This window comes from Flavobacterium sp. MDT1-60 (genome assembly GCF_014844035.1).
GTDB lineage: Bacteria > Bacteroidota > Bacteroidia > Flavobacteriales > Flavobacteriaceae > Flavobacterium.
Map to the genome: position 1 here is coordinate 3,107,021 of NZ_CP062159.1, position 25,959 is coordinate 3,132,979.

Genomic DNA, 25,959 nt, shown 5'->3' on the forward strand with positions numbered 1-25,959 from the left:
ATATAAAGACTTCCTCATAGCCAGTAAGTAGATATTATCTAAATATAATCATCAATTACCTTTCTCCAATCAAAAATCCGGAAACATTCCACGCACTGCTGCTGGTTCCTTCGGGTTTTCCAAGTGGAATGGATACACGAATAGTATGCTTTCCAGGCGAAAGATTTCCTAAATCAATTAGATTTGGATTAGTAGTGGTTCCCGGACACCAGTTAGAACGGCTTTCGTCAGAAGATGATAATCCGTTTCCAAAATTCCCCGAAGCCGGATTGCTCAATCGATACGAACCACAATCGGTGCGCCATGGTGTGAATCCAAAAACTTCTTTTCCATCAATAAAAATTGTGTTCTTTTTTTGTAAAAATTCATCACCATTTTCCCAGCCTCCATGGCCCGTTGTGGTGTAACTCAATTTGAAATTTTTATATCCTTCCGGCACCTCAAAAGTCATTTCCAATCCTTTTTCGTTATCAAACATGGTGGCATATTCTTGTCCGGCCATTTCCATTACATTTAATGTATTGAAAAGGGGTAAAATAAAATCGCCTTTTGGATTATTATCTTCGCCCTGATGAATCGTAATGTTCAAACTTGCTTTATGTCCGCCCGCATCATAATTTCCTATAAACATTCCGATATACACTTCCTGATTACTCAATTTGGGTTGTAGAAGCGAAATGTCCTGACGATAGAAAACACTATCCTGCCAAACCTTATTTTTTAATTGTAGATAGTTAAAATGCTTCACACCAAAAGGAGTAAAAAAGCGCATCAATTCCAGCAAAGGTGTATAATCGTCTGTCGCCGCAACACCCTGATATTTTTTACCGTTCCCGTTTTCATAAACCGGTAATGTGTTGACTCCATTTTTTAATCCGTCAAGAAAAGAACTTTTTTTATCCATTGGAATCATAAAAACCGAACCGGTTCTGTCATAGGCATCACCGTTCGATTGTTGCGTCACATCTACATAAATAGAACTTCCTTTTTTTATTTCAGGGAATTTTACCTTTCGAACAATTACCGTTCCACTGGCGTATCTAAAGATACTGTCATTCGATTTTGCATCATTTACAAAATGAATTTGCTCTTTGTTAAAAACAGAAATATTCACAAAACGGCTTTTCCACAATAAATCTTTATAGGTCAATTGGTCAACTTCCTGAACTGCTGGTATTGAAAGAATTGCCGGAACTGTTTTTAAATTCTCAATTTTGGTAGCTGTAACAATGCTATTCCCGTTACGAATAGTTTCCAGAACCAAACCTAAATCTTGTCCCAAAACACTTGGTCCGCCTTTTAGTCCCAATTCATTCGTGTACCAAATTTCGATTTTATTCGAATTCACTATGGTTATTGCTTTTTTGCAATTGAAATTTAGAATCTTTTTGGTTTCAGCTGTGAATTCAAATTTTTGTTTTCCCAAAGCTTCATTATCCCGATTGAGAATCAGTTTATTGGTTTTAAGTTGTGCCAATTGCAAAATGGTTTTGGTCTTGAAATCAACAAAAGTCTGCTCGAACGGAAGATCCGCTTTTTGTTGCATGATTTTATCTGTTGTGATCAAACTCAGATCTTGCGATGCGTATAAAAATAAAGGATCCTGATTTGGAGTCACTTTTCCGTTATAACTTCTTTGGTATGTAACTTTAATCGCTTTGTTTGTTTTTTGTGCAAAAGATAAATTGATTAAGCAAAGAGCAAAGAATGTAAATAAAGTTTTCTTCATGTTTTGGTTTTGTTGATCAGCTCCCTGAATAAAAACTGACGGTTATTTGGTAAATTAAAAGAGGTTTCGTTATTTTACTAAATCGATTTAACTAAAGACGAATAAAATTCTGATTCCATTGTGTTCTAGTATTATAGGATTACGAAATAGAGATTATGATCTGAGCTGATTTTTTATTAAAAGCTAAGATAAATATTTTTGAATTGTAACAGGAAATAACACTGTTTTGTTTTATCAAAAGGTAAAAATTGATTAAACAAAGATAATATTGAATTAATATATAAATGGAAGTCCCTATATCTTTCAATTTCTAAAAGAATATAAAATTGGCAGAAAATACAGTAGAATGCTTTTTTCTGTGTATTATATAAAACGCTTAAATTTAAAGCGTTACCATTGTTTTAGTATTAACATAATTAAAATACAATAATGAATTGTTTAAAAAGCTACAGTTTAATAATGATTTTTTGTTTCGGCGTAAGTATGCTGCAAGGCCAGCAAAAAGCATTTCCTTATAAAAATCAGAATTTACCAATTGATAAAAGAGTAGAAGATTTATTGAAACAATTGACTACTGAGGAGAAAATTTCTTTGTTAGGATTTGAAAGCAAAGCAATTAAGCGATTGGATATTCCGCAATATAATTGGTGGAATGAATCCTTACATGGCGTAGCCAGAGCGGGTAAAGCGACTGTTTTTCCGCAGGCTATCGGGATGGCAGCTTCTTTTAATGATGATTTATTAAATGAAGTAGCAAATTCTATTTCGACTGAAGCCAGAGCAAAGAACAATATGGCGGTTGCCAAGGACCGTCGTTTGCAATATATGGGATTAAATTTTTGGTCGCCAAACATCAATATTTTTAGAGATCCGCGTTGGGGAAGAGGACAGGAAACTTATGGAGAAGATCCTTTTCTGACCGGAAAAATGGGAACGGCTTACATTAAAGGATTGCAGGGAACAGATCCAAAATACATGAAAACTGCAGCTTGTGCCAAACATTTCGCTGTGCATAGCGGGCCTGAAAAAACAAGACATTCAATAGATGTTATTGTAGATGAAAAAGATTTGAGAGAAACCTATTTGTATGCTTTCAAAAAGCTTGTTGACGCGAAAGTTGAAACAGTAATGTGCGCCTACAATCGCGTGAATTCTGAACCTTGTTGTACGGGAAAAACATTATTACAGGATATTTTACGAAAAGAATGGAAATTCGGTGGACATGTAGTAACCGATTGTTGGGCATTACAAGACATTTATGAAGGACATAAAACGTTGCCAAATAGTGTAACAGTTGCTGCAGAAGCAATAAAAAGAGGCGTGAATATGGATTGCAGCGGATTGCTGCAAAAAGACGCTATCAATGCCCTGAATCAGAAATTGATTACTGCAAAAGACATTGATAATGCTTTGGCTCCAACGTTGCGAACACAATTCAAACTTGGGTTTTATGACAAACCTGAAGACAATCCGTATAGAAAATATGGTATCGATAGTATAGCCAATACTTACCATAGAAATCTTAGCCGAAAAATGGCAGAGCAAAGTATGGTTTTATTGAAAAACGGAGAAGTAGGTGAGAAGAAAACAAAGTTACTGCCTCTGAAAAAAGAAGATTATAAATCGCTGATGGTGGTAGGGCCAAACGCTGCTTCTTTGGATGCTCTACTAGGAAATTATCATGGAATTACTGATAAAGCGGTGAATTTTGTGGAAGGAATTGCCGGAGCTGTTGATCCTGATACCCGTATAGAATACGATATGGGTTGCGACTTTACAGATACAACCAATTTTGGTGGAGTGTGGGCTGCTTCTATGGCTGATTTAACAATTGCAGTAATTGGTTTTACACCTGTTTACGAAGGCGAAGAAGGAGATGCTTTCCTGGCTGATGGAAAAGGTGACCGAAAAAATATGGATTTGCCTGCTTCACACATTGCCTACATTAAAGCGCTTAGAAAAGGAACGAAAACACCTCTTGTAGCCGTAATTACTGGTGGTAGTGCAGTAGATATTTCGGCAATTGAACCTTATGTTGATGCTATTGTTTTTGCCTGGTATCCAGGTGAACAAGGCGGAACTGCTTTGGCTAATCTTCTTTTCGGAAAAGTATCGCCATCAGGACATTTACCAATTAGTTTCTATAAATCTTTTAGTGATTTACCAGATTATAATAGCTATGCTATGGCAGGCAGAACCTATCGTTACTTCGACAAAGAGGTACAATATCCTTTTGGTTTTGGATTAAGCTATACGACTTTTGGATACAACTGGATTCAAAAACCGGAGAATATTAAATCGACTTCGGATAAAATTTCAATGCAAATAAAAATTGAAAACAACGGAAATTACGATGCTGATGAAGTAGCTCAGCTATATATCGAATATCCAAATGTAGACCGAATGCCATTAAAAGAATTGAAAGCTTTTAAAAGAATATCAATTTCTAAAGGGGATTCAAAAACAATCAGTTTAGAAATTCCACTGACAGAACTTCAAAAATGGGATGATACTAAAAAACAGTTTAAAATTTACGAAGGACAATACAAAGTAAAAATCGGTTCGAATTCGAGAGATGTAATGTTGGAAACGAGTTTTGAAATTGCGAAGTAAGGAAACGAGAATAGAAAATAGAAAATAGAATAGAGAAGCAAGAAGTAAGAAGCAAGATTTTATGCTTTGCTCTTTGTATAAAATAACAGAAGAAAGATGAATAAAAATTTTAAATCAGCTTTTTTTGCAATTCTAGGAGTTTGTTCGCTGCAATTGCACAGTCAGAATTCTAAGCAAAATTTAACCCAATATGTAGATCCTTTTATTGGAACGGGATTTCACGGACATGTTTTTATGGGGGCAAATGTTCCTTTTGGGGCGGTTCAGTTAGGGCCTGTCAATATTTCGCAAGGTTGGGATTGGTGTTCGGGTTATCATTATTCTGATCCGACTATTATCGGATTTTCGCACACGCATTTAAGTGGAACGGGAATTGGTGATCTTGGGGACTTTCTTTTTATGCCCGCGGTTGGTAAAGTCAATCTGAAAAAAGGAAGCGCGAAAGACATGGAGAACGGATATATTTCAGGTTTTGATCATAAAGATGAAATAGCAAAACCGGGTTATTATTCGGTTATTTTGAAGAAAAACGGAATCAAAGCTGAAATGACTGCTTCGGAAAGAGTTGGTTTTCAAAAATATACTTTTCCGTCTTCAGACAAATCACATATCATTTTAGATTTGGTTGAAGGAATTGGTTGGGATAAAGCTGTAGATACTTACATCCGTGTAAAGAATGACACTTTAATTGAAGGCTATCGTTTTTCGAAAGGCTGGGCAAATGACCAACGAATTTATTTTGCGGCAATATTATCTAAGCCGGCAAAAAAAATTCAATTGTACAACAGTACAAAGGAGATGATAAACAAAGTGGTTTTGGGAGACAGTGCAAAAGCGGTACTTCAATTTTCAACTTCAAAAGATGAAGTGATTAAAATTAAAGTAGGAATCTCGGCAGTAAGCATGGATAATGCTTTGATGAACATTAAAAAAGAAATCGCAGGATGGGACTTTGAAAAAACAGCAGATCAGGCTGATGAAAAATGGAATAAAGAGCTGAATAAAATTGCGGTAAAATCAAATGATAATGCCAAATTAAAAACGTTCTACACTGCTTTATATCACACCATGATTGCGCCTTCGATTTACAATGACAGTAATGGCGATTATTATGGTTCAGACAAACAAGTTCATAAAGCAGCAGGATTTACCAATTTGACTACTTTTTCATTGTGGGATACTTATCGGGGTGCAAACCCTTTGTTTACCTTAACACAAACAGAGAAAGTTTCGGATATGGTCAATACGATGTTGGCGATTTATCAGGAAACGGGACATCTTCCGGTTTGGCATTTGATGGGAAATGAAACCTATTGTATGCCTGGAAACAGCGCCATTCAGATTGTTGCTGATGCGTATTTAAAAGGAATCAAAGGAATTGATGCTGAATTGGCTTTCGAAGCAGTAAAAGCAACTGCTATGCAGGACGACCGCGGATTAAATTTCGTCAAAAAAATAGGCTACATTCCGGCAGATAGTCTGAAAGAATCAGTAGCGATCGGAATGGAATATGCAATCTCGGATGGTGCGATTGCCATGATGGCTAAAAAAATGGGCAAAACGGAAGATTATAATTATTTCTTCAATCGCTCAAAAGCTTATAAAAGATATTATGATGCTTCAACCACTTTTGTACGCGGAAAAGTAAGCGATACGCAATGGAGAACACCTTTTGATCCGTTTAAATCAGCACATATGAAAGATGATTTTGCAGAAGGAAATGCCTGGCAATACACGTGGTTAGTGCCTCACGATGTTGAAGGACTAATTGCAATGTTGGGAGGAGAAAAACCTTTCACGAAAAAACTAGACAACTTGTTTACCGTTAAAGGCGATATGGGAGCTGAAGCATCAAACGATATTACAGGTTTGATTGGGCAATATGCTCACGGAAACGAACCAAGTCACCATATTACTTATTTATACAATTTCGTAGGACAGCCTTGGAAAACAGCCGAAAAAGTACGTTATATCGTTGATAATTTATATAGCGACAAACCAGATGGATTGTGTGGAAACGAAGACGTTGGACAAATGTCTGCCTGGTATGTTTGGAGCACATTAGGGATGTATTCTGTAAATCCTTTCAACGGAATTTATGTTATCGGAAGTCCAACTATGGATGAATCAGTGTTGAATTTAGCTGATGGAAAAAGTTTTACAATGAAAGCCATCAACAACAGTTCAAAAAATATATACATTCAAAAAGCAACTTTGAACGGAAAGGCGTATACCAAAAGTTACCTGCTTCATTCGGATATCATGAAGGGAGGAGAATTGATTTTTACTATGGGTGAAAAACCTTCTAAAACCTGGGGTGTTTCGACTAAAGACAGACCTTATTCTGCAGAATAATTTTTTGAAGGAGTGAGTAGTGAGTCCGGAAGATGTTTTTTATTTATTACAAATAGAAATGTTTTCCGGATTTTTTGTAAGTGCATTTTTATTTGTTCTAATTTTAGGGAAAAAGATAATTACTAATTAAACAAGGGTAATATTGAATTAATTATTATACCTCAGGTATTATATTTTTATATTCCTAAAAATGTATGAATTTAATAAAAAAGATATGGCATTAATAACTCAGATAGATATTGAAAAGGATTTTGGCTCCAAAGAGAATAAAAAGTGGCTGTTTCCTTTTATATTGGTAACCAGTTTGTTTTTTTTCTGGGGATTTGTACACAATTTAGATCCGATACTTATTCCACATTTAAGAAAAGCATTTAATCTTACCGACTTAGAATCTTCTTTAATCGATTCTTCTGTTTTCATAGCCTATTTTGTCATGGCTTTGCCAGCAGGTTACATCATGAGAAAATACGGTTATAAATCAGGTATCATGATCGGATTGGTTTTGTTTGGTATTGGTTCAATATTGTTTGTGCCTGCTGCTAATTCATTGCAATATATCTATTTTTTGGGGGCATTATTTGTCATTGCGTGTGGACTTACATTTTTGGAAACAGCGGCTAATCCATATGTAACAATTTTGGGACCATCTGAAACGGCAACCAAAAGATTGAATTTTTCACAATCGTTTAACGGATTGGCAGCTTTTATTGCTCCCGCATACATTGGACCAATGATTTTATCAGGGAAAAACTTAACTCAGACTGAATTAGATGCTATGGCTCCTGCAGCACTACACGCTCATATTTTAGAAGAAGCGGCAAGTGTAAAGATGCCTTATCTGATTTTAGGATTGATTATTCTGGCAGTAGCAGTAGTCTTTTATTTTACCAACATGCCCGATGTGAAAGATGAAGATAAAGAAGGAGCAGAGGGTGCCAGTTTTGCCGGAGCCTTGAAATCAATGCGTTTACGATGGGGAATTTTAGCACAATTCTTTTATGTGGGAGCACAGGTTTGTGTAGGAAGTTTTTTTATCAAAATGGCGACAACTTCGGCAGCTTTAGATGAAGATATCGCAGCTAAATTTTTAGGTTTTTATGGTCTGGCATTTATGTTAGGTCGTTTCGCAGGAACATTCTTTATGCAATATATACAACCAAGAAAGTTATTGATCATTTATTCGATCGTCACTATGCTATTATCAGTAGTAGCTATAATCGGAACGGGAATGTTAGTGGTCTATACTTTAATTGCAATTGCATTTTTTATGAGCATTATGTTTCCTACGATTTTTTCAATGGGAATTGACGGACTTGGACATAATACCAAAATCGGATCTTCATTAATAGTAATGTCAATAGTTGGGGGAGCGTTACTTCCTCCGGTTTTAGGATTCATTTCAGATGCTACAGGAAGTATTCAGAATGGTTATGTAGTTCCGCTGATCTGTTTTTCAGTAATACTATTGTTCGCATTTAACGGGCATAAAACAAATAAAGCATAAATTCTATTTTATATAATATGTTAGATAACGGAGTTAAAAGACTGGTGATAAAAATGCACCCGGAAGACAATGTACTGGTGGCCTTAACGGATTTGGCAAAAGGAGAAAGTGTAACTTTTGAGAAAGAGACATATATCCTGCAAGATACTATTAAGGCAAAACATAAATTTTATACCAGTGATTTGAAAGAGGGAGCTGAGATAATTATGTACGGAGTCCTGGTTGGAAAAGTGCAAAATGATGTTGCCAAAGGGAGTTTAATGACAACTGACAATCTTAAACATGCAGCAGAACCGTATCAGTATCGCGATGTTGATTTTACATGGCAGGCACCAGATGTTTCAAAATACAAGGATAGAACTTTTAAAGGATATAAAAGAAGTGATGGTCGTTTTGGAACAGCCAATTATTGGCTATTTGTGCCAACGGTATTTTGCGAAAACCGAAATCTCGATGTCATACGTGAAGCCTTGCATAATGAGTTAGGATATTCAGTAAGTGATAAATACACTCAATATACACATCATTTACTTGAAGCCTATAAAAAAGGAGAAAGTCTGGAGGCAATTGATGTACAATTGACGCCGGATCATAATGCGAATAAGGTGTTTAAAAACGTAGACGGAATTAAATTTCTAAATCATCAGGGTGGTTGCGGAGGCACGCGTCAGGATTCGGCTACTTTGAGTGCCTTATTGGCTTCGTATGCGAATCATCCAAATGTGGCAGGAATAACAGTGCTGAGTTTGGGATGCCAACATTTGCAAGTGCAGGATTTTACAAATGATGTCAAAAAACAAAATCCTTCTTTTGATAAACCGATCTTTATTTTTGAGCAACAACAATCAAAAAGCGAAGAACAATTGATTGCTGATGCCATTAAAAAGACATTTGAAGGATTAATTGAAATAAACAAACAAGAAAGAGTTGCCGCACCACTAAGCGAATTATGTTTAGGAGTTAAATGTGGAGGAAGCGATGGTTTTAGTGGAGTTTCTGCTAATCCGGCTGTAGGTTATACTTCAGATTTATTGGTGGCTTTGGGTGGTAAAGTATTATTAGCTGAATTCCCTGAATTATGTGGAGTAGAACAGAACTTAATTGATCGTTGTATATCAGAAACGGTTGCTAAGAAATTTATTGATTTAATGCAGTCTTATGATGCTTTGGCGCATAAAGTAGGTTCAGGATTTCATATGAATCCATCACCCGGGAATATCAAAGACGGGTTAATAACAGATGCGATAAAAAGTGCCGGAGCAGCTAAAAAAGGAGGAACAGCGCCAGTAGTTGATGTCTTAGATTATACAGAGCAGGTTACAAAAGCTGGCTTGAGTTTGGTTTGCACACCAGGAAATGATGTGGAAGCTACAACCGGTAAAGCAGCAGCTGGAGCAACCTTAATATTGTTTACAACAGGATTGGGAACTCCAACAGGGAATCCGGTTTGCCCTGTTATTAAAGTGGCTACAAATTCTGTTTTGGCAAAAAAAAATGAGCGATATTATTGATATCGATTGTGGTCCGATCATTAGTGGTGAAAAGTCGATTGAAGAAATGGGTGAAGATATTTTGGAGTATTGTATTAAAGCGGCTAGTGGTGAAATTATTCCAAAGGCAGTTTTATTAAACCAGGATGATTTTATTCCGTGGAAACGAGGAGTTTCACTATAATTTTAAAATTTTAAACAAAAAATACATGTTTTCATTACAAAATAAAAAAGCGGTTGTTACCGGTGGTGGCAGCGGAATTGGGAAAGCTATTTCGGTTTTATTTGCAAAACAGGGAGCTGAAGTTCATATTATTGAACTAACAGAGGAAAGTGCTAAAACAGCTGTTGAAGAAATAAAAGCAAATGGCGGAAAAGTAGTTTCGCATGCCTGTAATGTAGCCAACCAGGAAGAAGTTTTAGCAACATTCGAAAAAATCGGCAACATCAATATTCTAATCAACAACGCAGGAATCGCACATGTTGGAAAAGTAGACACTACGCCGGCAGTAGATTTTGATCGCGTAATGGAGGTAAATGTAAAAGGAGTTTATAATTGTTTGTTTGCAGCGATTCCACAATTTAGGCTTTCAAATGGCGGTGTCATTATCAATATGGCATCAATCGCAGCGTGGGTTGGTATTCCGGACCGGTTTGCTTATTCAACTGCCAAAGGAGCTGTTATGGCCATGACATTATCTGTTGCAAAAGATTATATAAAAGAAAACATTCGTTGTAATTCTATTTCACCTGCAAGGGTTCACACCCCTTTTGTTGATGGTTTTATCTCGAAAAATTACGCGGGTAAAGAAGCAGAAATGTTCGAAAAATTATCACAGTCACAACCAATAGGAAGAATGGGAAAACCAGATGAAATCGCAGCATTGGCCTTATACCTATGCAGCGACGAAGCCGGATTCATCACAGGCTGTGATTACCCAATCGACGGAGGATTTATCAAATTAAATAACTGAAAAAAGGGGCTAAGGTTCTGAGAAGCTAAGATTCTAAGGTTTTTTTAGACTTAGATTCTCAGTTGTAATAGCTATCAAAAATACAACGCAGCAACTTTAAAATAAATAATTTAAAAAAGGTACTGAGATTCTGAGGTACTAAGATGCTAAGGCTCTTTAAAACTTAGTACCTCAGAACCTTAGTACCTGAGAACCTTAAAAAAGAAAAAATGAAATTAATACGTTTTGGAGCAATAGGAAAAGAAAAACCAGGAGTTTTAATTGGTGAAAAGAGATATGATGTTTCGTCAATTGTAACAGACTTTAACGAAAATTTTTTTGAAGAAAATGGCTTGGAGAAATTGCAAAAAGCATTAGATAGTAATCCAGCTTTACCTGAAGTTGATGCTAGTGTACGTTTAGGTTCTCCTGTGGCGAGACCTTCAAAAATAATCTGTATTGGACTAAATTACGTAGATCACTGCAAAGAAACCGGTGCGCCAATTCCGACGGAGCCAATCATCTTTTTTAAATCGACTACTTCTTTATGTGGGCCAAATGACAATTTGATCATCCCAAAAAATAGTAAAAAAACAGACTGGGAAGTAGAACTGGCATTTGTGGTGGGTAAAAAAGCAAGTTATGTAGAAGAAGCGGAAGCTTTGGATTATGTTGCAGGTTATGCTCTGCTTAATGATTACAGTGAAAGAGCTTATCAGTTAGAGCGCGGTGGACAATGGGCAAAAGGAAAAGGAAGCGATACATTCGCACCACTTGGGCCCTTTTTGGCGACTAAAGATGAAGTAAAAGATGTTGGTAATTTGTCGATGTGGCTGACTGTAAATGGTAAAAAATACCAAGACAGTAATACATTGAATTTGGTTTTCAAAATTCCATTTTTACTACATTATTTAAGTCAGTTTATGACGTTGCTTCCTGGCGATATCATCAGTACAGGAACGCCTCCGGGAGTTGGTTTGGGAATAAAACCAGATCCAATTTATCTTAAAGCAGGTGATATTGTAGAATTGGGAATTGAAGGTTTAGGAACCAGCAAACAAACTGCAGTAGCGTACAGTAAGTAATGAAATACAGTAGTAATTAATAAATAATAAACATGGTTAAGTCATTTTTCTATTCACTTCTTTTGTGCACTACATTATCGTTTGCACAAGAAGTAAATATCATTCCGCAGCCTGTAAAAGTTGTGAGAAATGCAGGAAATTTTGTGATTACTTCACAAACAAGTTTGGTTGTTACCAATAAAGAAGATAATGCTACGGCTGCTTTTCTGAATGGTTATTTATCTAATTATTATGGTTTTGTATTGCCAATTGCTAAAAAGGCAAATAAAAATTACATCAAATTAAGCAGTCAAAAGAATATTGAAGGCCTTAAAAGTGAAGGCTATACTTTTAAATCAGGTAAAAACGGTGTTGAAATTACTGGAAATGCTGCTATTGGTACTTTCTACGGAATGCAAACCCTTATTCAATTATTGCCCGTTGAAAAAAGTAAAAATCTCGCAATTGCAGCAGTAGAAGTGAAAGATGAGCCTCGTTTTGCTTACAGAGGAGCGATGTTGGATGTGGGACGCCATTATTTTCCTGTTGCATTTGTAAAAAAATATATTGATTATCTGGCTTTGCACAAAATGAATTATTTTCATTGGCATCTAACGGAAGATCAGGGATGGAGAATCGAAATCAAAAAATATCCTAAGCTTACTGAAATAGGTTCTAAGAGAAATGGGAGCATTATTGGCAGCTATCCGGGTAAAGGAAGCGATAATACACCAGAGGGTGGTTTTTATACTCAGGAAGAAGTAAAAGATATTGTTAAATATGCTTCAGACCGATTTATTACCGTAATTCCGGAAATTGAAATGCCGGGACATAGTAGTGCTGCTATTGCTGCTTATCCGGAGTTGAGCTGTTTTCCGAATGAGAAAACGCAACTTCCTGACAATATGATTTCAGCTAAGAGTAAGCAGGAAATGGCAAACGGAAGAATTAAAATTGTTCAGGAAACCTGGGGAGTTCACTCAGATGTTTATGTTCCAAGTGAATATACGTTTAAATTTTTGCAGGATGTTATTGATGAAATAGTGGTTTTATTTCCTTCAAAATACATTCATGTTGGAGGTGATGAATCTCCTAAAGATGCCTGGAAAAGAAGCGAGTTTTGTCAGCAATTAATAAAAGAAAAAGGTTTGAAGGACGAGCATGGTCTTCAAAGTTATTTTATTCAGCGCATGGAAAAATATATTAATGGAAAAGGAAGAACCCTAATTGGCTGGGATGAAATATTAGAAGGAGGACTTGCTCCAAATGCCGTAGTAATGAGCTGGAGAGGCGAGGAAGGCGGAATTGCAGCTGCAAAAGAAAACCATCAGGTTATTATGACACCAGGCAGCCATGTTTATTTAGATCATTCTCAAACCAAAAATGAAAAAGAAGTTACTATTGGTGGCTATTTACCAATAGAAACAGTATATAGTTATGAACCAGTTCCTAAAGAATTAAATGAACAACAGGCAAAATACGTTTTAGGGGCTCAGGGAAATGTCTGGACAGAATATATGGCAAATCCTGCCAAAGTGGAGTATATGATATTTCCTCGTTTGAGTGCTTTGAGTGAAGTATTATGGTCTTCAAAAGAAAACAAAAACTGGTCTGGATTTCAAACGAAAATTGAAACCATGAAAAAACGATATACTATTTGGGGAGCAAACTATTTCAAAGAGTAATAAGTTATTATTAAGAAAGAAAATCTTTAAAAAGAAAAACGAGGAACCTAAAGTTCCTCGTTTTTTAATTATCCAAAAAGTAATTTAGATGCTGTGATGCTTATTTTTTTAACGCAAAGCATATCTTAATTTGATTCCGTAAGAAACCAATGTTAAATCAGAAGCAAGTGAGGAATCAAATATAGAATTGTATCCCAACTGTACTGGCAGCTCAGGATTGTATTGAATCAGATTTTTATTTTCAGGTTTATCATAAATATTATTTAATCCATAATCTAAATAAACACCAACGTATAATGAACTTCGTGTCCCTATTTTTTGTTTTAGACCAGTTTCAAAAGTAGCTGAATAAGATACATCAGTATCAAGATCCTGTTTATTTGTTCTGATATTGTCTGTACTTGCAAACCCGGCAAATGCGGGCGCAAACAATTCAATATTATATTGTGGATAATAGCCACTTGTAATCAGATTTTGGATTTTTGTTTCGTATGTCCCGTTTACCGCAAACCCAATCTTAGCTCCGGCAGCAAGATATAATTGTGAAGTTCCAGGCGTTTCATACTGAATACCAATGGGGATATTAATATATCCTAAGTTTTGTTCTTCTCTCAAATTGGTAGCTCTGTATCGAAACTGAAAAGATTCGCTTTCAGCATCTGTGGTCATATATTGCCCATAAATATATTGCGATTTAGAATCAGCGCTATAGGTTTGATATTCTACACCAATTCCCAAACTTACAGTTTCGCTTAAATAATAAGAATAACGAATTCCTGCACTAAATCCATTTCCGTGAACTACTTCCCCTACAGACAAATAATCCAGATAGGAAAACGGACCACCTAAGGATATGGATAGTTCCTGTTTCTTATCCTGACCATAACTATTCAGGTACATAATTAAAAGTGCCACTATAGTCAATGATTTTATAGAGTTGCTTATATTTTTTTTCATCTTAAAGTTAAATTATACCAGTACTATTGTCATCATAGTACTGGCAGATTATTTATTTTACAATTACTTTGAATGATTTTTTGATGTTACCATATTCAAGAACAACAAGATACATATTGCTCTCTGTTATTTCAGGTAATTGTATTTCAGTTTTGGCAGTAGATGACTGAACTGTTTTAATCAATTTACCAGAAACAGAGAAAAGTGTTATCTGCATGTTTTGTAATTCTTCTTCAGGAAAATCAGCTTCTATTGTTATGACCTTTCCTGCTTCAATTGGGTTAGGATAAAGTTTCGCCTGTAAAGAATTTTGCAATACAATAGTAGCGTCGCATGTTTGAAGTACTTTTCCGTCTTTAGTCGTCATTTTTACACTATACAGTGCTGAAGTATCTAATACAGAATTTGATTCATTTCCGGCAGAATAATATTGACCAGTCCCAACTAATTGACCATTTTTAAACCATTGGTAAGAAACAAATTCATAACCGCCATTTGTTTGAGGGTTGTTGTTTACAAGTAAGACATTGTTAAACTTCTGCTTCACAATATCATAGAATGAAAATGGCTTTTCTACTTTAATAGTATAATTGGCTGTAGCAGTTCCATCTTGCGAAGTGATAGTCACGTTTTGGGTGTAAATCCCTGCCTTAGGAGTGGCAATTGTAAAACTGGCAGACGGTGTAATAGTAGCATTTGTCTGATTTACAATAGCGACATTAGGATTGTTTTCACCGCATGACATTACATAGGTAATATCTTTCGCAGGATTATTATAAACTTTGCTGCCAATAGTAATATTTTGAACCGTTATATCATTGTTTTTAATTATCAAAAGTTGCGAAACATCTGCTGCCGGAAGATAATTTTGATTGCCATCCTGATGAGCCGTAATTAACAATTCTCCAGACCTTAACATATTAACCAAACCAGTTGTCGAAACATTAGCTGGTGGAAGGGTAGAAGTGTAGGTAAAAGTGAAACGTACTGGTAAACCTGAATTAGTAGTTGCCTGTAAATTAAAGTTGTTGTTACTTCCAAGAATTCTTGGGGCCAAAGCTCCAAATATAATTTGTTGTGCCGCTTTTTTAATGGTAAGGTTTGCAGTCAGAATTACCGGTGAACAATTGGGTGTAGTCACAGATGGAGTTACCGTTGCTGTAATTGCATAAACGCCTGCATTAGTAGCACCGTTAGCTGTTCCAGTTGCAGGAACAGTAGTGTAGGCTACAGTAGCTCCTGCAGGAAGGTTAGCCACTTGCAGCGTATGAAGATTACTATCAAAAGTATATTCAGCACTACTTAAAGTAACCTGATTTACAGGAGAAGCTACAACCTTAAGTGTTTGATTTTGAGTTGAAATATTGCCATTTCCATCATTAAAACTCCATGTAATAGTATAACTGCCTTCAGTTGTATAATTTAAAGGATTTGATGTTGTACCATTTATAATTCCGGCACAATTATCTGTTGCTGTTGGCACAGGAATTTGAGATGATAAAATCGAACAATAGTTTGTGATTTCCGGAAGGCTGACTACATTAGGAATTGGTGCCGTTACATCTGGAGTTGTAATTAAGGTTACAGATTGTGTAACAGAACAATTATTAGCGTCAGTAATTGTTAATGTATAATTACCTGCAATCAAGCCACTGATGTCTTTTGTTGTGCTTCCATTCGACCATAAATAGGCGTAAGGAGTAACACCGCCTGCTACATTGATACTTACAGCTCCATCGCTTAATCCATTACAAGAAATATTAGTTTGAGTTGCTATACTAGCAGTCAATGCAATAGGTTCAGTAATAGTGAAGCTTTGTGTAGCAGTACAGTTGTTAGCATCTGTTACCGTTACTGTGTAAGTTCCTACTGAAAGACCAGAAGTTGTAGCGGCCGTTCCTCCTGAAGGTGACCATGCATAAGTATATGCTCCGCTTCCGCCTGTAACATTTACCGTTGCAGATCCATTGCTTCCTCCGTTACATGAAACATTCGTTTGAGCTCCACCAGAGGCAGTTAATTGAATTGGTTCTGTTATTACAAAACTTTGAGTTGCAGTACAACTATTGGCGTCCGTTACCGTTACGGTGTAAGTTCCTGCTGAAAGACCAGAAGCTGTAGCTGCACTTCCACCTGATGGAGACCATGCGTAAGTATATGCACTGGTTCCGCCACTTACAGCAACAGTTGCAGATCCGTTACTTCCCCCGTTACAAGAAACGTTGGTTTGCGCTCCAACAGAAGCAGTTAATTGAATTGGTTGTGTTATAAGGAAGCTTTGTGTTGCAGTACAACTGTTAGCATCTGTTACAGTTACTGAATAAGTTCCTGCTGAAAGTCCGGAAGCTGTTGTTGCAGTTCCTCCAGAAGGTGACCATGCATAAGTATATGCTCCGGTTCCACCTGTAACATTTACCGTTGCTGATCCATTATTTCCTCCGTTGCACGAAATATTAGTCTGAGTACCTACAGAAGCAATTAATGTAGCAGGTTCAGTAATTGTAAAGTTTTTGGTTATACTACAAGTGTTTGCATCAGTAATTAAAACGCTATAGTTACCCGGAGCTAATCCGCTGGCTGTAGCAGCGTTTCCACCTGATGGTGACCATAGATAAGTATAAGTACCAGTTCCACCAGCTACGTTTACTGTTGCTGAACCATTATTTAGACCGTTACAAGTAACATTTGTTGATGTTGTTGAAGCTGTAAGTGCAGGCGGTTCCGTGATTGTAAAACTCTGTGTTTTTTGGCATAGGTTAGCGTCTGTAATAATTACCGTGTATGTCCCTGCGCTCAGTCCGGTCGCGGTTGCAGCAGTACCACCTGATGGAGACCATGAATAAGTATAGGCTCCCGCTCCGCCCGTTACTGAAACAGAAGCTGATCCATTAGTTCCTCCATTACAATTTACATTAGTTTGTGAAGGTGTAACCACTATTGCAGTAGGTTGTGTAATTGTAAAGTTTTTTACGATTGAACAGCCGTTCGAAGAAGTTATGGTTACATTATAATTGCCGGCAGTAAGTCCGGTTGCTGTTGCTGCTGTTCCACCAGTAGGTGCCCATACATAAGTAAAAGGACCCGGAGCTCCGGCAGGTACTACGGTTGCTGTTCCTGTATTTGATCCATTACATAAAACATTTGTTTGAGATGTAGTAGCTGTTAATGTATTTGTTGTAGTAATTGTAAAGTTTCTAGTGATTGTACAACCATTAGAATCAGTGATAAAGCAACTATAATTTCCTGCCAATAACCCTGTTGCTGTAGCAGCTGTTCCTCCGGAAGGTGCCCATGAATAATTATAAGGAGATGTTCCTCCTGATGGTGTAACACTTGCCTGACCTCCAGCCACACAAGTTGCATTTGCCTGAGCTGTTGTAGCTGATAATACTGCAGGTTGATTAATTGTTAAGTTTTTAGTAAGTGTGCATCCATTTGCATCTGTAATTAAACAGCTGTAGTTTCCTATTGCTAGTCCAGTTGCTGTAGCGGCTGTTCCTCCGGAAGGTGACCATAAATAAGTATATCCGGGTGTTCCGCCTGAAACGCTTACTGTTGCTGTTCCATTGGCTTGTCCATTACAAAGTAAATCGGTTTTAAATGCCATTGCTGTTAAAGCTGCAGGTTGGTTTATGGTAACCGTTGCTGTAGTTTGGCAAGAGTTAGCATCTGAAACAGTAACTGTATAAGTTCCTGCTGCAAGTCCCGTTGCAGTAGCTGCAGTTCCGCCAGATGGAGCCCATGAATAAGTATATCCTAATGTTCCTCCCGATACGTTTACAGTAGCTGAGCCATTAGTACCTCCATTACATGAAACATTTGTTTTTAAAGTTGTAGCTGAAAGTACTGCCGGTGTATTTATAGTAATATTTTTAACCAATGTACATCCATTAGCGTCTGTAATAGTACAGGTATAATTTCCTGCCGGTCTGCCCGAGATTGATGCACTAGTTCCTCCTAAAGGAGCCCATAAATATGTATATCCGGGTGTTCCTCCAGATACTGTTACGGAGGCAGATCCATTAGAACCTCCAAAACAACTAACTCCAGTGGATGCTGTAGTGGCAGATAAAACAGCTGCCGGCTGTGTGATGGTAAAACTTTGTGTTGTTGAGCACGTATTAGCATCTGTTACTGTCACGGTATAAGTTCCCGCTAATAATCCGGAAGCTGTTGCAGCAGTACCTCCGGATGGTGCCCATGAATAACTGTAAGAACCAGTTCCGCCAGTTACATTTACTGTTGCAGATCCAGTAGCTTCTCCACGACATCCTATATTAGTTTGTGCTGCTGGTGTTGCTATTAATGCACCAGGTTGGGTTATAGTAAAAGTTTTTGTTGTCTGACATAAATTAGCATCTTTAATAGTAACTGTATACGTTCCTGCGGTAAGTCCAGTTGCTGTAGCAGCTATACCTCCAGATGGAGACCAGGAATAGGTATAAGCACCAGTTCCGCCTGTTACGTTTACTGTTGCAGATCCTGTTGCAGCTCCGTTACACAATATATTAGTTTGCGAACTTGTAACAGAAAGCACAGCAGGTTCAGTAACAATAAAGCTTTGCGTTGTTTGGCACAGATTGTTATCTGTTACTGTTACAGTATAAGTTCCTGCTGAAAGTCCCGTTGCAGTAGCTCCTGTACCACCAGATGGTGCCCATGAATAACTGTATGATGCAGTACCTCCGGTAGTCACAACAGTAGCTGTACCGTTAGCACCACCATTACAACTTACATTGTTTATCGTTCCTTGCGATGCAACCAGCAGAGTTGGTTCTGTAATGGCGAAGTTTTGTATGATAGAACAAAGGTTACCATCACTTATCGTTACTGTATAATTTCCTTGCGTAAGACCAGATGCAGTGGCAGTGGTTGCACCATTAGACCAAAGATAAATATAGGATCCGGTTCCGCCAGTAGGAGTAACCGTTGCTGAACCGTTACTACCGCCATTGCAACTTACATTTGTTTGTGATGGATTGGCAGTGATAACTGTAGGCTGCCCTATTAGAATATTATTTACAGTTGCAGTACATGAATTAGCATCTGTAATAGTTACACTATAAGTACCTGTTGAAAGTCCAGTAGCAGTAGCTGTCGTAGCTCCGTTAGACCATAAATAAGTATATCCTGGTGTTCCTCCCGATGCAATTACGGTCGCAGTCCCGTTAGTTCCTCCATTACAAGAAACAGAAGTAGTGCTTGGAGTTCCGGTAAGAACACTGGCAGGTTGGCCTACTACGATGTTATTTATAGTAATCGTACACAAATTAGCATCTGTAACTGTTACACTATAAGTTCCTGCAGTAAGTCCTGTTGCTGTAGCTCCTGTACCACCAGATGGTGCCCATGAATAGGTATATCCGGGAGTGCCTCCCGATGCAACTACTGAAGCTGTTCCGTTAGTTCCTCCAAAACAGGAGACTGCAGTTGTAGAAGGTGTTGCTGTTATATTTGTTGCAGGTTCTCCAACTATAATACCACTTATTGTTTTTGTGCAAGAATTGGCATCCGTAATAGTTACACTATAAGTTCCTGCAGTAAGTCCTGTTGCTGTTGCTCCTGTACCACCAGATGGTGACCATAAATAAGTATATCCGGGAGTACCACCTGTTGGAGCAATTGTAGCGATTCCGTTTGAGCCGCCAAAACAGGAAACATTTGTTGCACTTGGAGTTCCGTCAAGGACAGCTGTTGGTCCTCCGACTATAATACCCGTTACAGTTTTCGTACATGCATTGGCATCTGTAATAGTAACGCTATAAGTTCCTGCTGTAAGTCCTGAAGCAGTAGCTCCTGTACCACCAGAAGGCGACCAAAGATAAGTATATCCGGGAGTTCCTCCGGACGCTGTAATAGTAGCTGTACCATTAGTTCCGCCAAAGCATGAAACCGAAGTTGTAGAAGGAGTTCCGTTAAGTACCGGAGGTTGTGTTATGGTAAAGTTTCTTGTAATTTGAGTTGATTCACCATCAGTAATTGTTACCGTATAGGTTCCGGCAGCAAGTGAAGATGCCGTTGCAGCGCTACCTCCGGATGGTGACCACGAATAGCTATAAGGTAAAGTACCACCTGTTGCTGTTACACTGGCAGCACCAGTGGATGCTCCATTACAGGCGATGTTAGTTTGTGAGGTTGATGAAGTACTTAAGGCTGCACCCGTAAGTAATGTTAGTTCTGTCCCATAACTTGTACCAGCGCTATTAGTTGTATAAGCTCTGTAATGAATAGTCGTTGCAGATGGAAACCCTGTAATAGTAGCACTAAATGTTCCTGTTCCGGTTCCATTTTGAACTTTATTGTTAGCAATAGTTGGAGCTGCTGTTGTAGCCCAAACGATTCCTCTTTGTACAGTTGCATCACCACCATCAGATGATACGTTACCACCGATTGTTGCAGAAACGGCTTTGATGTTTGTAGCTGTAGTAGTTGTTACGGTTGCAGCTACAACAGTTGATACTGAAGGTGCAGGGTAACTTGAAGGAACTATACCCAAATCATTAGTTGCATGATGAGACCAGTTTGCATAATTATTTATGCTGGCTAATAAAGCAGCGACAGTACCTGTTAATGTGCCGGAATATTTACTGTTAGCAACTTCTGCCATTCCCGGAAATAACGAAACACAATTTACTCCATTAGTTAAACCGGGAGGCAAAGAGCTTGAATTTCCTCCAGTTGCTGCAGTGGTATTCCATTTGGTTGTGGTATCGTAATCACTAAGATTATAATCTGCATGGACACCTGCAATAAATGTAGGTGATGCAGGCTGCGGACCTGTCGAAGATTGATAGGCCAACATTTGATCACCACCAGATAAATTAAAACTTGTCCCTAAAGCTAATGTTATCGAACCCTGAGTTGTTCCTGTTACTGTGAAAGTATCAGCTGTTGCTGTTTCGACAATTGATATTATAGTACCTGCCGGTGTAAGTGCCGGTACTGTCCATAATAAATGGGGTTCAGTACTACCTGAAATCCAGGTTCCGTTACCCCATCCTTTTTCGGTTAAATACACGAGCGTTCCTGTATTCATGGCTTTAAGAGTAATAAAAGAAAAGCCATCAGAACCTGCGGTTTGATAGCCAATAAAAGCTATATCACCTGCTGCCAGGGTAGTTTGTGATTTTACATTTTGCTGCACAAAAAATGCACACAAAAGCATAATAATTAAGTGTAATTTTCTTTTCATAACATATAATTTTGTTTAATGACATAAATAAGCATTCTGCCAGCCACTTACCTTTTCAGGTTTTGTGGACGAAGTAAAAGCCTTAATAAAATGTCCGTCATTTACGAATGTTTTTATTCTGTTAAAGCTTATATTGTTATTAGAATCAAAATTTAATTTATACATATAATGATTAAACATTGTTCTATTTGTATCCTTATCAAATTCAATATTTCCTCTGGGACCGGCTATATTTAATTTGTCCATTTCTTCAATTAAGGAACTTATACTAAGATTATTCTCTGCATTAAGAAGTATATTATTTAATATTAGCCCGTTTTCATAACCCAAAACAGAAAAAACTGAAGGGTTCTCTGAGTATTTGTTTTTATACTCATTAGTAAAATCTATATCATCAGTATCATTTTGCATCCATGAGCTTACGACATAAAGTTCATGAGGCTCATTTTTATATTCTTCTAAAATTTTATCAGTGATAAAAAACGGAGTAACATAAAAAGGGTACTTTTTAGTAATTTTATTTTGGACTATAAAATCTGCATTTTCTTCTGCATATAAACCACTATAGAAAGCAAAAACAGCATCAGGCTCATGCGAATTAATAAAGTGATCCATGCATGCAGACTCATTTTCTCTTGGCACAAAAGGAGTGATGTAATGGCCTGAAAATATAGATTTTTCTTTAAAAGCATATTCAATTGCTGCCAGCATACCATAACCTGAATCATAAAATGAAGTCGAGGTTACAATTTTTTGATAGTTTTTGGCTGTTAGATAAGTTCCTAAATGATAACACGATTCCGTTAGCCCAAAAGAATTAATGTAAACACCTTTGTATACAGACTTCTCATATGGCAATGTTGCCCCGGTATCTGCGACAAGCAACAGAATGTCATTTTTAGAAGTATAGTTGTAAACTTCAGTTATATTATAATGTCCAAAAAGACCAATCATAATAGAGATATCCTCCTGAAAATTTAATTTTTGTATTTTCTCAATTATCATTTTCTCGTCTGCACCAATACCAATACTTTCCACATAAAATTTGACATTGAGATTATTAAGTTTTAAACCTCTCATAAAATCTCTGTCTAACGTTGGGTATTGTTGTGATTTTGGAATTAGAATTCCTATTTTAATAGTATCGTCCATAAAATGAGATTAAAAAAACAGAGGCATAATTGCCTCTGTTTCATTTTTATAGTATTAATTTCTGGAAGGAAAAATTCCTTCTGTAGCAATACAATAGTTTATACCCAGATAAGGATTTCGGATACTAAAGGGCTGATTGCCTCCAGCAACACCAGTAATACCGCTGATAGTTGAAGCTATACCACCAATCGGATTATTTGTACCTCCCGGTTCACTATAAATATTAGGAACAGCACCACCTGCAGCAAAAAAATTATTTCCACTGTCAGTCTCATTGGTTATTGTACCTCCGCTTAATGCATTAGCAACTGTAGAAACATTAGCCTGACCCGCTACAAGCGGATGTGCATGAGAAGGCATATTGGTTATTAATAGTGAAGTGTTTTCAGTACCGGATATTTGACCCATATAAATATTAGTTAATCCCGGTCCCTGGCCCTGACCAACAAGAGATCTTCCTCTTAAATCCGGTAAAGCAAATGTAGTTACGCCATCACCCCCATATGTTGTTCCAAGTAAGGAAAAAAGGGCACTATTTTGCGCTATTGACAAAAGTTGTCCATAGCAGAGTAGCCAGCCTCGTGGGGCGAAATTAAATCCAAAAGCCAAAATTGTTCCTAAAAATGGTTCCATAATTTTTTTGTTTAATTGGTTAGTTAATTAGTTATTGTTTATTTCACTATCTGCTATATTTTTATTACAAAACATATTATGACAGTTTTTTAATACAATGCTAAATTAATTTATATAAGTATCTTAATAGCAGGTATTTATACCTGATTTTATTATTAACCCTGATTTCTAGTCTTACAAAACCTTATTTCATAGCTTTTTATGAATACTTAAAAATTAAGAAAGAGACCAAAAAAATAAAATGAAACTGAGAATAAAATTCTTTAGGTTACCGGGAAAAGGAGTACATGAAGTAATGAAAGTTTTAAAGAATAATACCAGGGGAATAAGAAGATTTATTCTACGATAGTTTCAAAGAATAGTAAAGTATTGTTATTTTGTAAAATAGTATGATATTTTAGATTACAATTAAAATACAAAAGTATATATGAAAGTTAAAAATGTCGCAGTAATACTGATGATTGTCGGATTTGTTTTTTCTTCAAATGCACAATCGTTCGAGGCAGTAAAGGAATTAGCAAACAGGCGTGTTCCCTGGCTGGCTGGCAAGTTGGTTTTTTCTCCAATAGTAAAAGAAGATGGCAAAGATGTGTTTGAATTATCTTCTAAGAAAGGCAATATATATATTGGAGCAACAGATGCCAATTCTGCATCATCTGCTTTAAACTGGTATTTGAAATATTACTGTTATCGCAATATGTCGCATATGGGAGATAACATGAAGCCCCTTGAAAAGATACCAGTAATTGATAAAAAAATCAGAATTGTTTCTCCTTATAGGTTCCGTTATGCATTAAATTATTGTACGATCAATTATACGATGAGTTTTTATACATGGAAAGACTGGGAACGCGAATTAGACTGGATGGCACTAAATGGTGTAAACCTAATGTTGGCTCCCGTTGGTGTAGAAGCCGTATGGCAAAATACAATGCTACGTTTAGGATTCACCCAAAAAGAGATTATTGATTTTATACCAGGCCCGGCTTTTAGCGCATGGTGGCTAATGGGAAATCTGGAAGGTTGGGGAGGACCGGTTTCTCAAAACATGATTGATCAACAAGTTTTGTTGCAACAAAAGATTTTAAAAAGAATGAAAGGACTCGGAATTGAGCCGGTAATGCAGGGCTTTTATGGAATGGTTCCGACAACATTAAAAAATAAAGAAAAAGTAAAAATCATAGATCAGGGAAAATGGGCAGGTGGTTTTACCAGACCTGATTTTTTATTGCCTACAGATCCTTATTTTGAGAAAATTTCCGGCATTTATTATTCTGAAATGAAAAAATTATATGGTAATGATCTTCGTTTTTTTGGAGGTGATCCCTTCCATGAGGGAGGAAATTCAAATGGTGCTGATCTTGGAGTTTGTGCTAAAGAAATTCAAAAACAAATGCAACATTCTTTTCCTTCCAGTACATGGATACTTCAGGGATGGCAGGAAAATCCATCAACTAAATTACTAGCCGGTTTAGATAAATCAAAGACTTTGATAATTGAATTGTTTGGTGAGAATACAGCAAATTGGGAAACTCGCAAAGCATATGATGGAACTCCGTTTATATGGTGTAATGTAAGTAATTTTGGAGATAAAGTCAGCTTATATGGTAAAATTCAAAGATTTGCAGATGAGGTTTATCGTGCTAAAACAGGCTCTTATAATACTTTTTTAAGCGGAATCGGTATTATTCCTGAAGGAATTCATAATAATTCTGCTCCTATTGATTTTATGTTAGAACTGGGTTGGCATACAGATAAGGTTGATACTAAAGAATGGATAAAAAATTACGTTAAATATCGTTATGGTAAACCTAATGAAACAATTCTTGAAGCTTGGCAAGGATTTCTTGAAACCATTTACAGCAGTCCCGAGATTTATCAGGAAGGTGGCTCAGAATCTATTTTTTGCGCCAGACCTTCCACAAATGTAGAAAGTATTTCTTCATGGGGAACCAGAAAAAGGAATTACGATGTAGCAAAGTTTGCTAAAGCTGTTAAACTTTTTGTATCCGTTTCAAAAGAATTTGAGCAAAGTGAAACCTATCAGATTGATAAAATTGATTTAGTCAGACAGGTTAATGCAAATAAAGGAGATGTTGTATATCAAAGTATGATTGATGCCATTAATAAAAAGGATGCTGTTGCTTTTGAAACAGCTTCAAAAAAGTTTCAAATGATGATTCTACAGCAAGATGAGTTGTTAAATTGTAATCCACATTTCACACTACATACCTGGCTAAAACAAGCAACTGATTTTGGTACAACACCAAAAGATAAAGAGTTATCAGTACGAAATGCAAAAGAGCAAATTACGATTTGGGGTCCTTATGATCCTAATACCAATTTACACGATTATGCCTTTAAAGAATGGGGAGGATTATTAGGCTCTTTGTATTTAGACCGATGGAAATTGTTTGAAAAAGAACAACTTACTCTTTTAAGTAATCAAGCGGTAAACCCTTCAAATTATTTCGAAATAGAAAAGAAATGGACAGAAGAAAGTAATATGTTCTTACCGAAGTTGCTAACAAAAGAAAAGGAAAATTCTTTGATTGATGCAATTTTGCAATAGGAATATTGGCTGTCAATTATTCTTTTAATAAAATATGTTATTAACATGTTGATAAATAAT

Annotated in this window: 12 protein-coding genes and 1 pseudogene; 8 read left to right on the top strand and 5 right to left on the bottom strand. The window is 36.8% G+C overall.

Annotation, left to right across the window (positions count from 1 at the left end; all coding sequences use genetic code 11):
* Nucleotides 1–55: 55 nt before the first annotated feature.
* Nucleotides 56–1,729: a GLPGLI family protein gene (locus IHE43_RS12955; RefSeq protein ID WP_192184270.1), complete on the bottom strand. Its 1,674-nt coding sequence runs from the start codon at nucleotides 1,727–1,729 to the stop codon at nucleotides 56–58.
* A 459-nt stretch (nucleotides 1,730–2,188) separates the two neighbouring features.
* Here IHE43_RS12955 and IHE43_RS12960 point away from each other — a divergent pair, with 459 nt between their 5' ends.
* From IHE43_RS12960 to IHE43_RS12990, 7 genes and pseudogenes are all read left to right on the top strand, one after another.
* On the top strand, nucleotides 2,189–4,342 hold the full coding sequence (locus IHE43_RS12960; RefSeq protein WP_225585098.1) for a glycoside hydrolase family 3 N-terminal domain-containing protein: 2,154 nt from the start codon (nucleotides 2,189–2,191) through the stop codon (nucleotides 4,340–4,342).
* Between the two features lie 96 nt (nucleotides 4,343–4,438).
* The gene (locus IHE43_RS12965) at nucleotides 4,439–6,697 is read left to right on the top strand and encodes a GH92 family glycosyl hydrolase (protein WP_192184271.1); all 2,259 of its coding nucleotides are present in this window, start codon (nucleotides 4,439–4,441) and stop codon (nucleotides 6,695–6,697) included.
* 214 nt (nucleotides 6,698–6,911) lie between these two features.
* Nucleotides 6,912–8,201: an L-fucose:H+ symporter permease gene (gene fucP / locus IHE43_RS12970; RefSeq protein ID WP_192184272.1), complete on the top strand. Its 1,290-nt coding sequence runs from the start codon at nucleotides 6,912–6,914 to the stop codon at nucleotides 8,199–8,201.
* Between the two features lie 17 nt (nucleotides 8,202–8,218).
* Nucleotides 8,219–9,875, top strand: a pseudogene (locus tag IHE43_RS12975) (UxaA family hydrolase).
* A 25-nt stretch (nucleotides 9,876–9,900) separates the two neighbouring features.
* The gene (locus IHE43_RS12980) at nucleotides 9,901–10,665 is read left to right on the top strand and encodes an SDR family NAD(P)-dependent oxidoreductase (protein WP_192184273.1); all 765 of its coding nucleotides are present in this window, start codon (nucleotides 9,901–9,903) and stop codon (nucleotides 10,663–10,665) included.
* 209 nt (nucleotides 10,666–10,874) lie between these two features.
* A complete protein-coding gene (locus IHE43_RS12985; protein ID WP_192184274.1) occupies nucleotides 10,875–11,729 on the top strand; it encodes a fumarylacetoacetate hydrolase family protein in 855 nt (284 codons plus the stop codon).
* Nucleotides 11,730–11,761: 32 nt separating this feature from the next.
* The gene (locus IHE43_RS12990) at nucleotides 11,762–13,393 is read left to right on the top strand and encodes a beta-N-acetylhexosaminidase (RefSeq protein ID WP_192184275.1); all 1,632 of its coding nucleotides are present in this window, start codon (nucleotides 11,762–11,764) and stop codon (nucleotides 13,391–13,393) included.
* 108 nt (nucleotides 13,394–13,501) lie between these two features.
* On the opposite strand, the gene IHE43_RS12995 is transcribed toward IHE43_RS12990, so the two are convergent.
* From IHE43_RS12995 to IHE43_RS13010, 4 genes are read right to left on the bottom strand one after another with little or no spacing between them, the layout of a single operon-like run.
* Nucleotides 13,502–14,350 (bottom strand): hypothetical protein, encoded by an 849-nt coding sequence (locus IHE43_RS12995; RefSeq protein ID WP_192184276.1) that lies wholly within the window; start codon nucleotides 14,348–14,350, stop codon nucleotides 13,502–13,504.
* Nucleotides 14,351–14,402: 52 nt separating this feature from the next.
* Nucleotides 14,403–21,542, bottom strand: coding sequence for a T9SS type A sorting domain-containing protein (locus tag IHE43_RS13000; RefSeq protein ID WP_192184277.1), 7,140 nt, complete (start codon nucleotides 21,540–21,542; stop codon nucleotides 14,403–14,405).
* A 15-nt stretch (nucleotides 21,543–21,557) separates the two neighbouring features.
* The gene (locus IHE43_RS13005) at nucleotides 21,558–22,694 is read right to left on the bottom strand and encodes an ABC transporter substrate-binding protein (protein WP_192184278.1); all 1,137 of its coding nucleotides are present in this window, start codon (nucleotides 22,692–22,694) and stop codon (nucleotides 21,558–21,560) included.
* Nucleotides 22,695–22,748: 54 nt separating this feature from the next.
* The gene (locus IHE43_RS13010; protein ID WP_192184279.1) at nucleotides 22,749–23,327 is read right to left on the bottom strand and encodes a phage tail protein; all 579 of its coding nucleotides are present in this window, start codon (nucleotides 23,325–23,327) and stop codon (nucleotides 22,749–22,751) included.
* A 427-nt stretch (nucleotides 23,328–23,754) separates the two neighbouring features.
* Between IHE43_RS13010 and IHE43_RS13015 the strand changes: the two genes are divergently transcribed.
* A complete protein-coding gene (locus tag IHE43_RS13015; RefSeq protein WP_192184280.1) occupies nucleotides 23,755–25,899 on the top strand; it encodes an alpha-N-acetylglucosaminidase in 2,145 nt (714 codons plus the stop codon).
* Nucleotides 25,900–25,959 lie beyond the last annotated feature (60 nt).

Excerpts from the sequence above, each read along its gene's own strand:
- IHE43_RS12955 (WP_192184270.1), bottom strand. The coding sequence starts at position 1,729 with ATGAAGAAAACTTTATTTACATTCTTTGCTCTTTGCTTAATCAATTTA.
- IHE43_RS12960 (WP_225585098.1), top strand. The coding sequence starts at position 2,189 with ATGATTTTTTGTTTCGGCGTAAGTATGCTGCAAGGCCAGCAAAAAGCA.
- IHE43_RS12965 (WP_192184271.1), top strand. The coding sequence starts at position 4,439 with ATGAATAAAAATTTTAAATCAGCTTTTTTTGCAATTCTAGGAGTTTGT.
- fucP (WP_192184272.1), top strand. The coding sequence starts at position 6,912 with ATGGCATTAATAACTCAGATAGATATTGAAAAGGATTTTGGCTCCAAA.
- IHE43_RS12980 (WP_192184273.1), top strand. The coding sequence starts at position 9,901 with ATGTTTTCATTACAAAATAAAAAAGCGGTTGTTACCGGTGGTGGCAGC.
- IHE43_RS12985 (WP_192184274.1), top strand. The coding sequence starts at position 10,875 with ATGAAATTAATACGTTTTGGAGCAATAGGAAAAGAAAAACCAGGAGTT.
- IHE43_RS12990 (WP_192184275.1), top strand. The coding sequence starts at position 11,762 with ATGGTTAAGTCATTTTTCTATTCACTTCTTTTGTGCACTACATTATCG.
- IHE43_RS12995 (WP_192184276.1), bottom strand. The coding sequence starts at position 14,350 with ATGAAAAAAAATATAAGCAACTCTATAAAATCATTGACTATAGTGGCA.
- IHE43_RS13000 (WP_192184277.1), bottom strand. The coding sequence starts at position 21,542 with ATGAAAAGAAAATTACACTTAATTATTATGCTTTTGTGTGCATTTTTT.
- IHE43_RS13005 (WP_192184278.1), bottom strand. The coding sequence starts at position 22,694 with ATGGACGATACTATTAAAATAGGAATTCTAATTCCAAAATCACAACAA.
- IHE43_RS13010 (WP_192184279.1), bottom strand. The coding sequence starts at position 23,327 with ATGGAACCATTTTTAGGAACAATTTTGGCTTTTGGATTTAATTTCGCC.
- IHE43_RS13015 (WP_192184280.1), top strand. The coding sequence starts at position 23,755 with ATGAAAGTTAAAAATGTCGCAGTAATACTGATGATTGTCGGATTTGTT.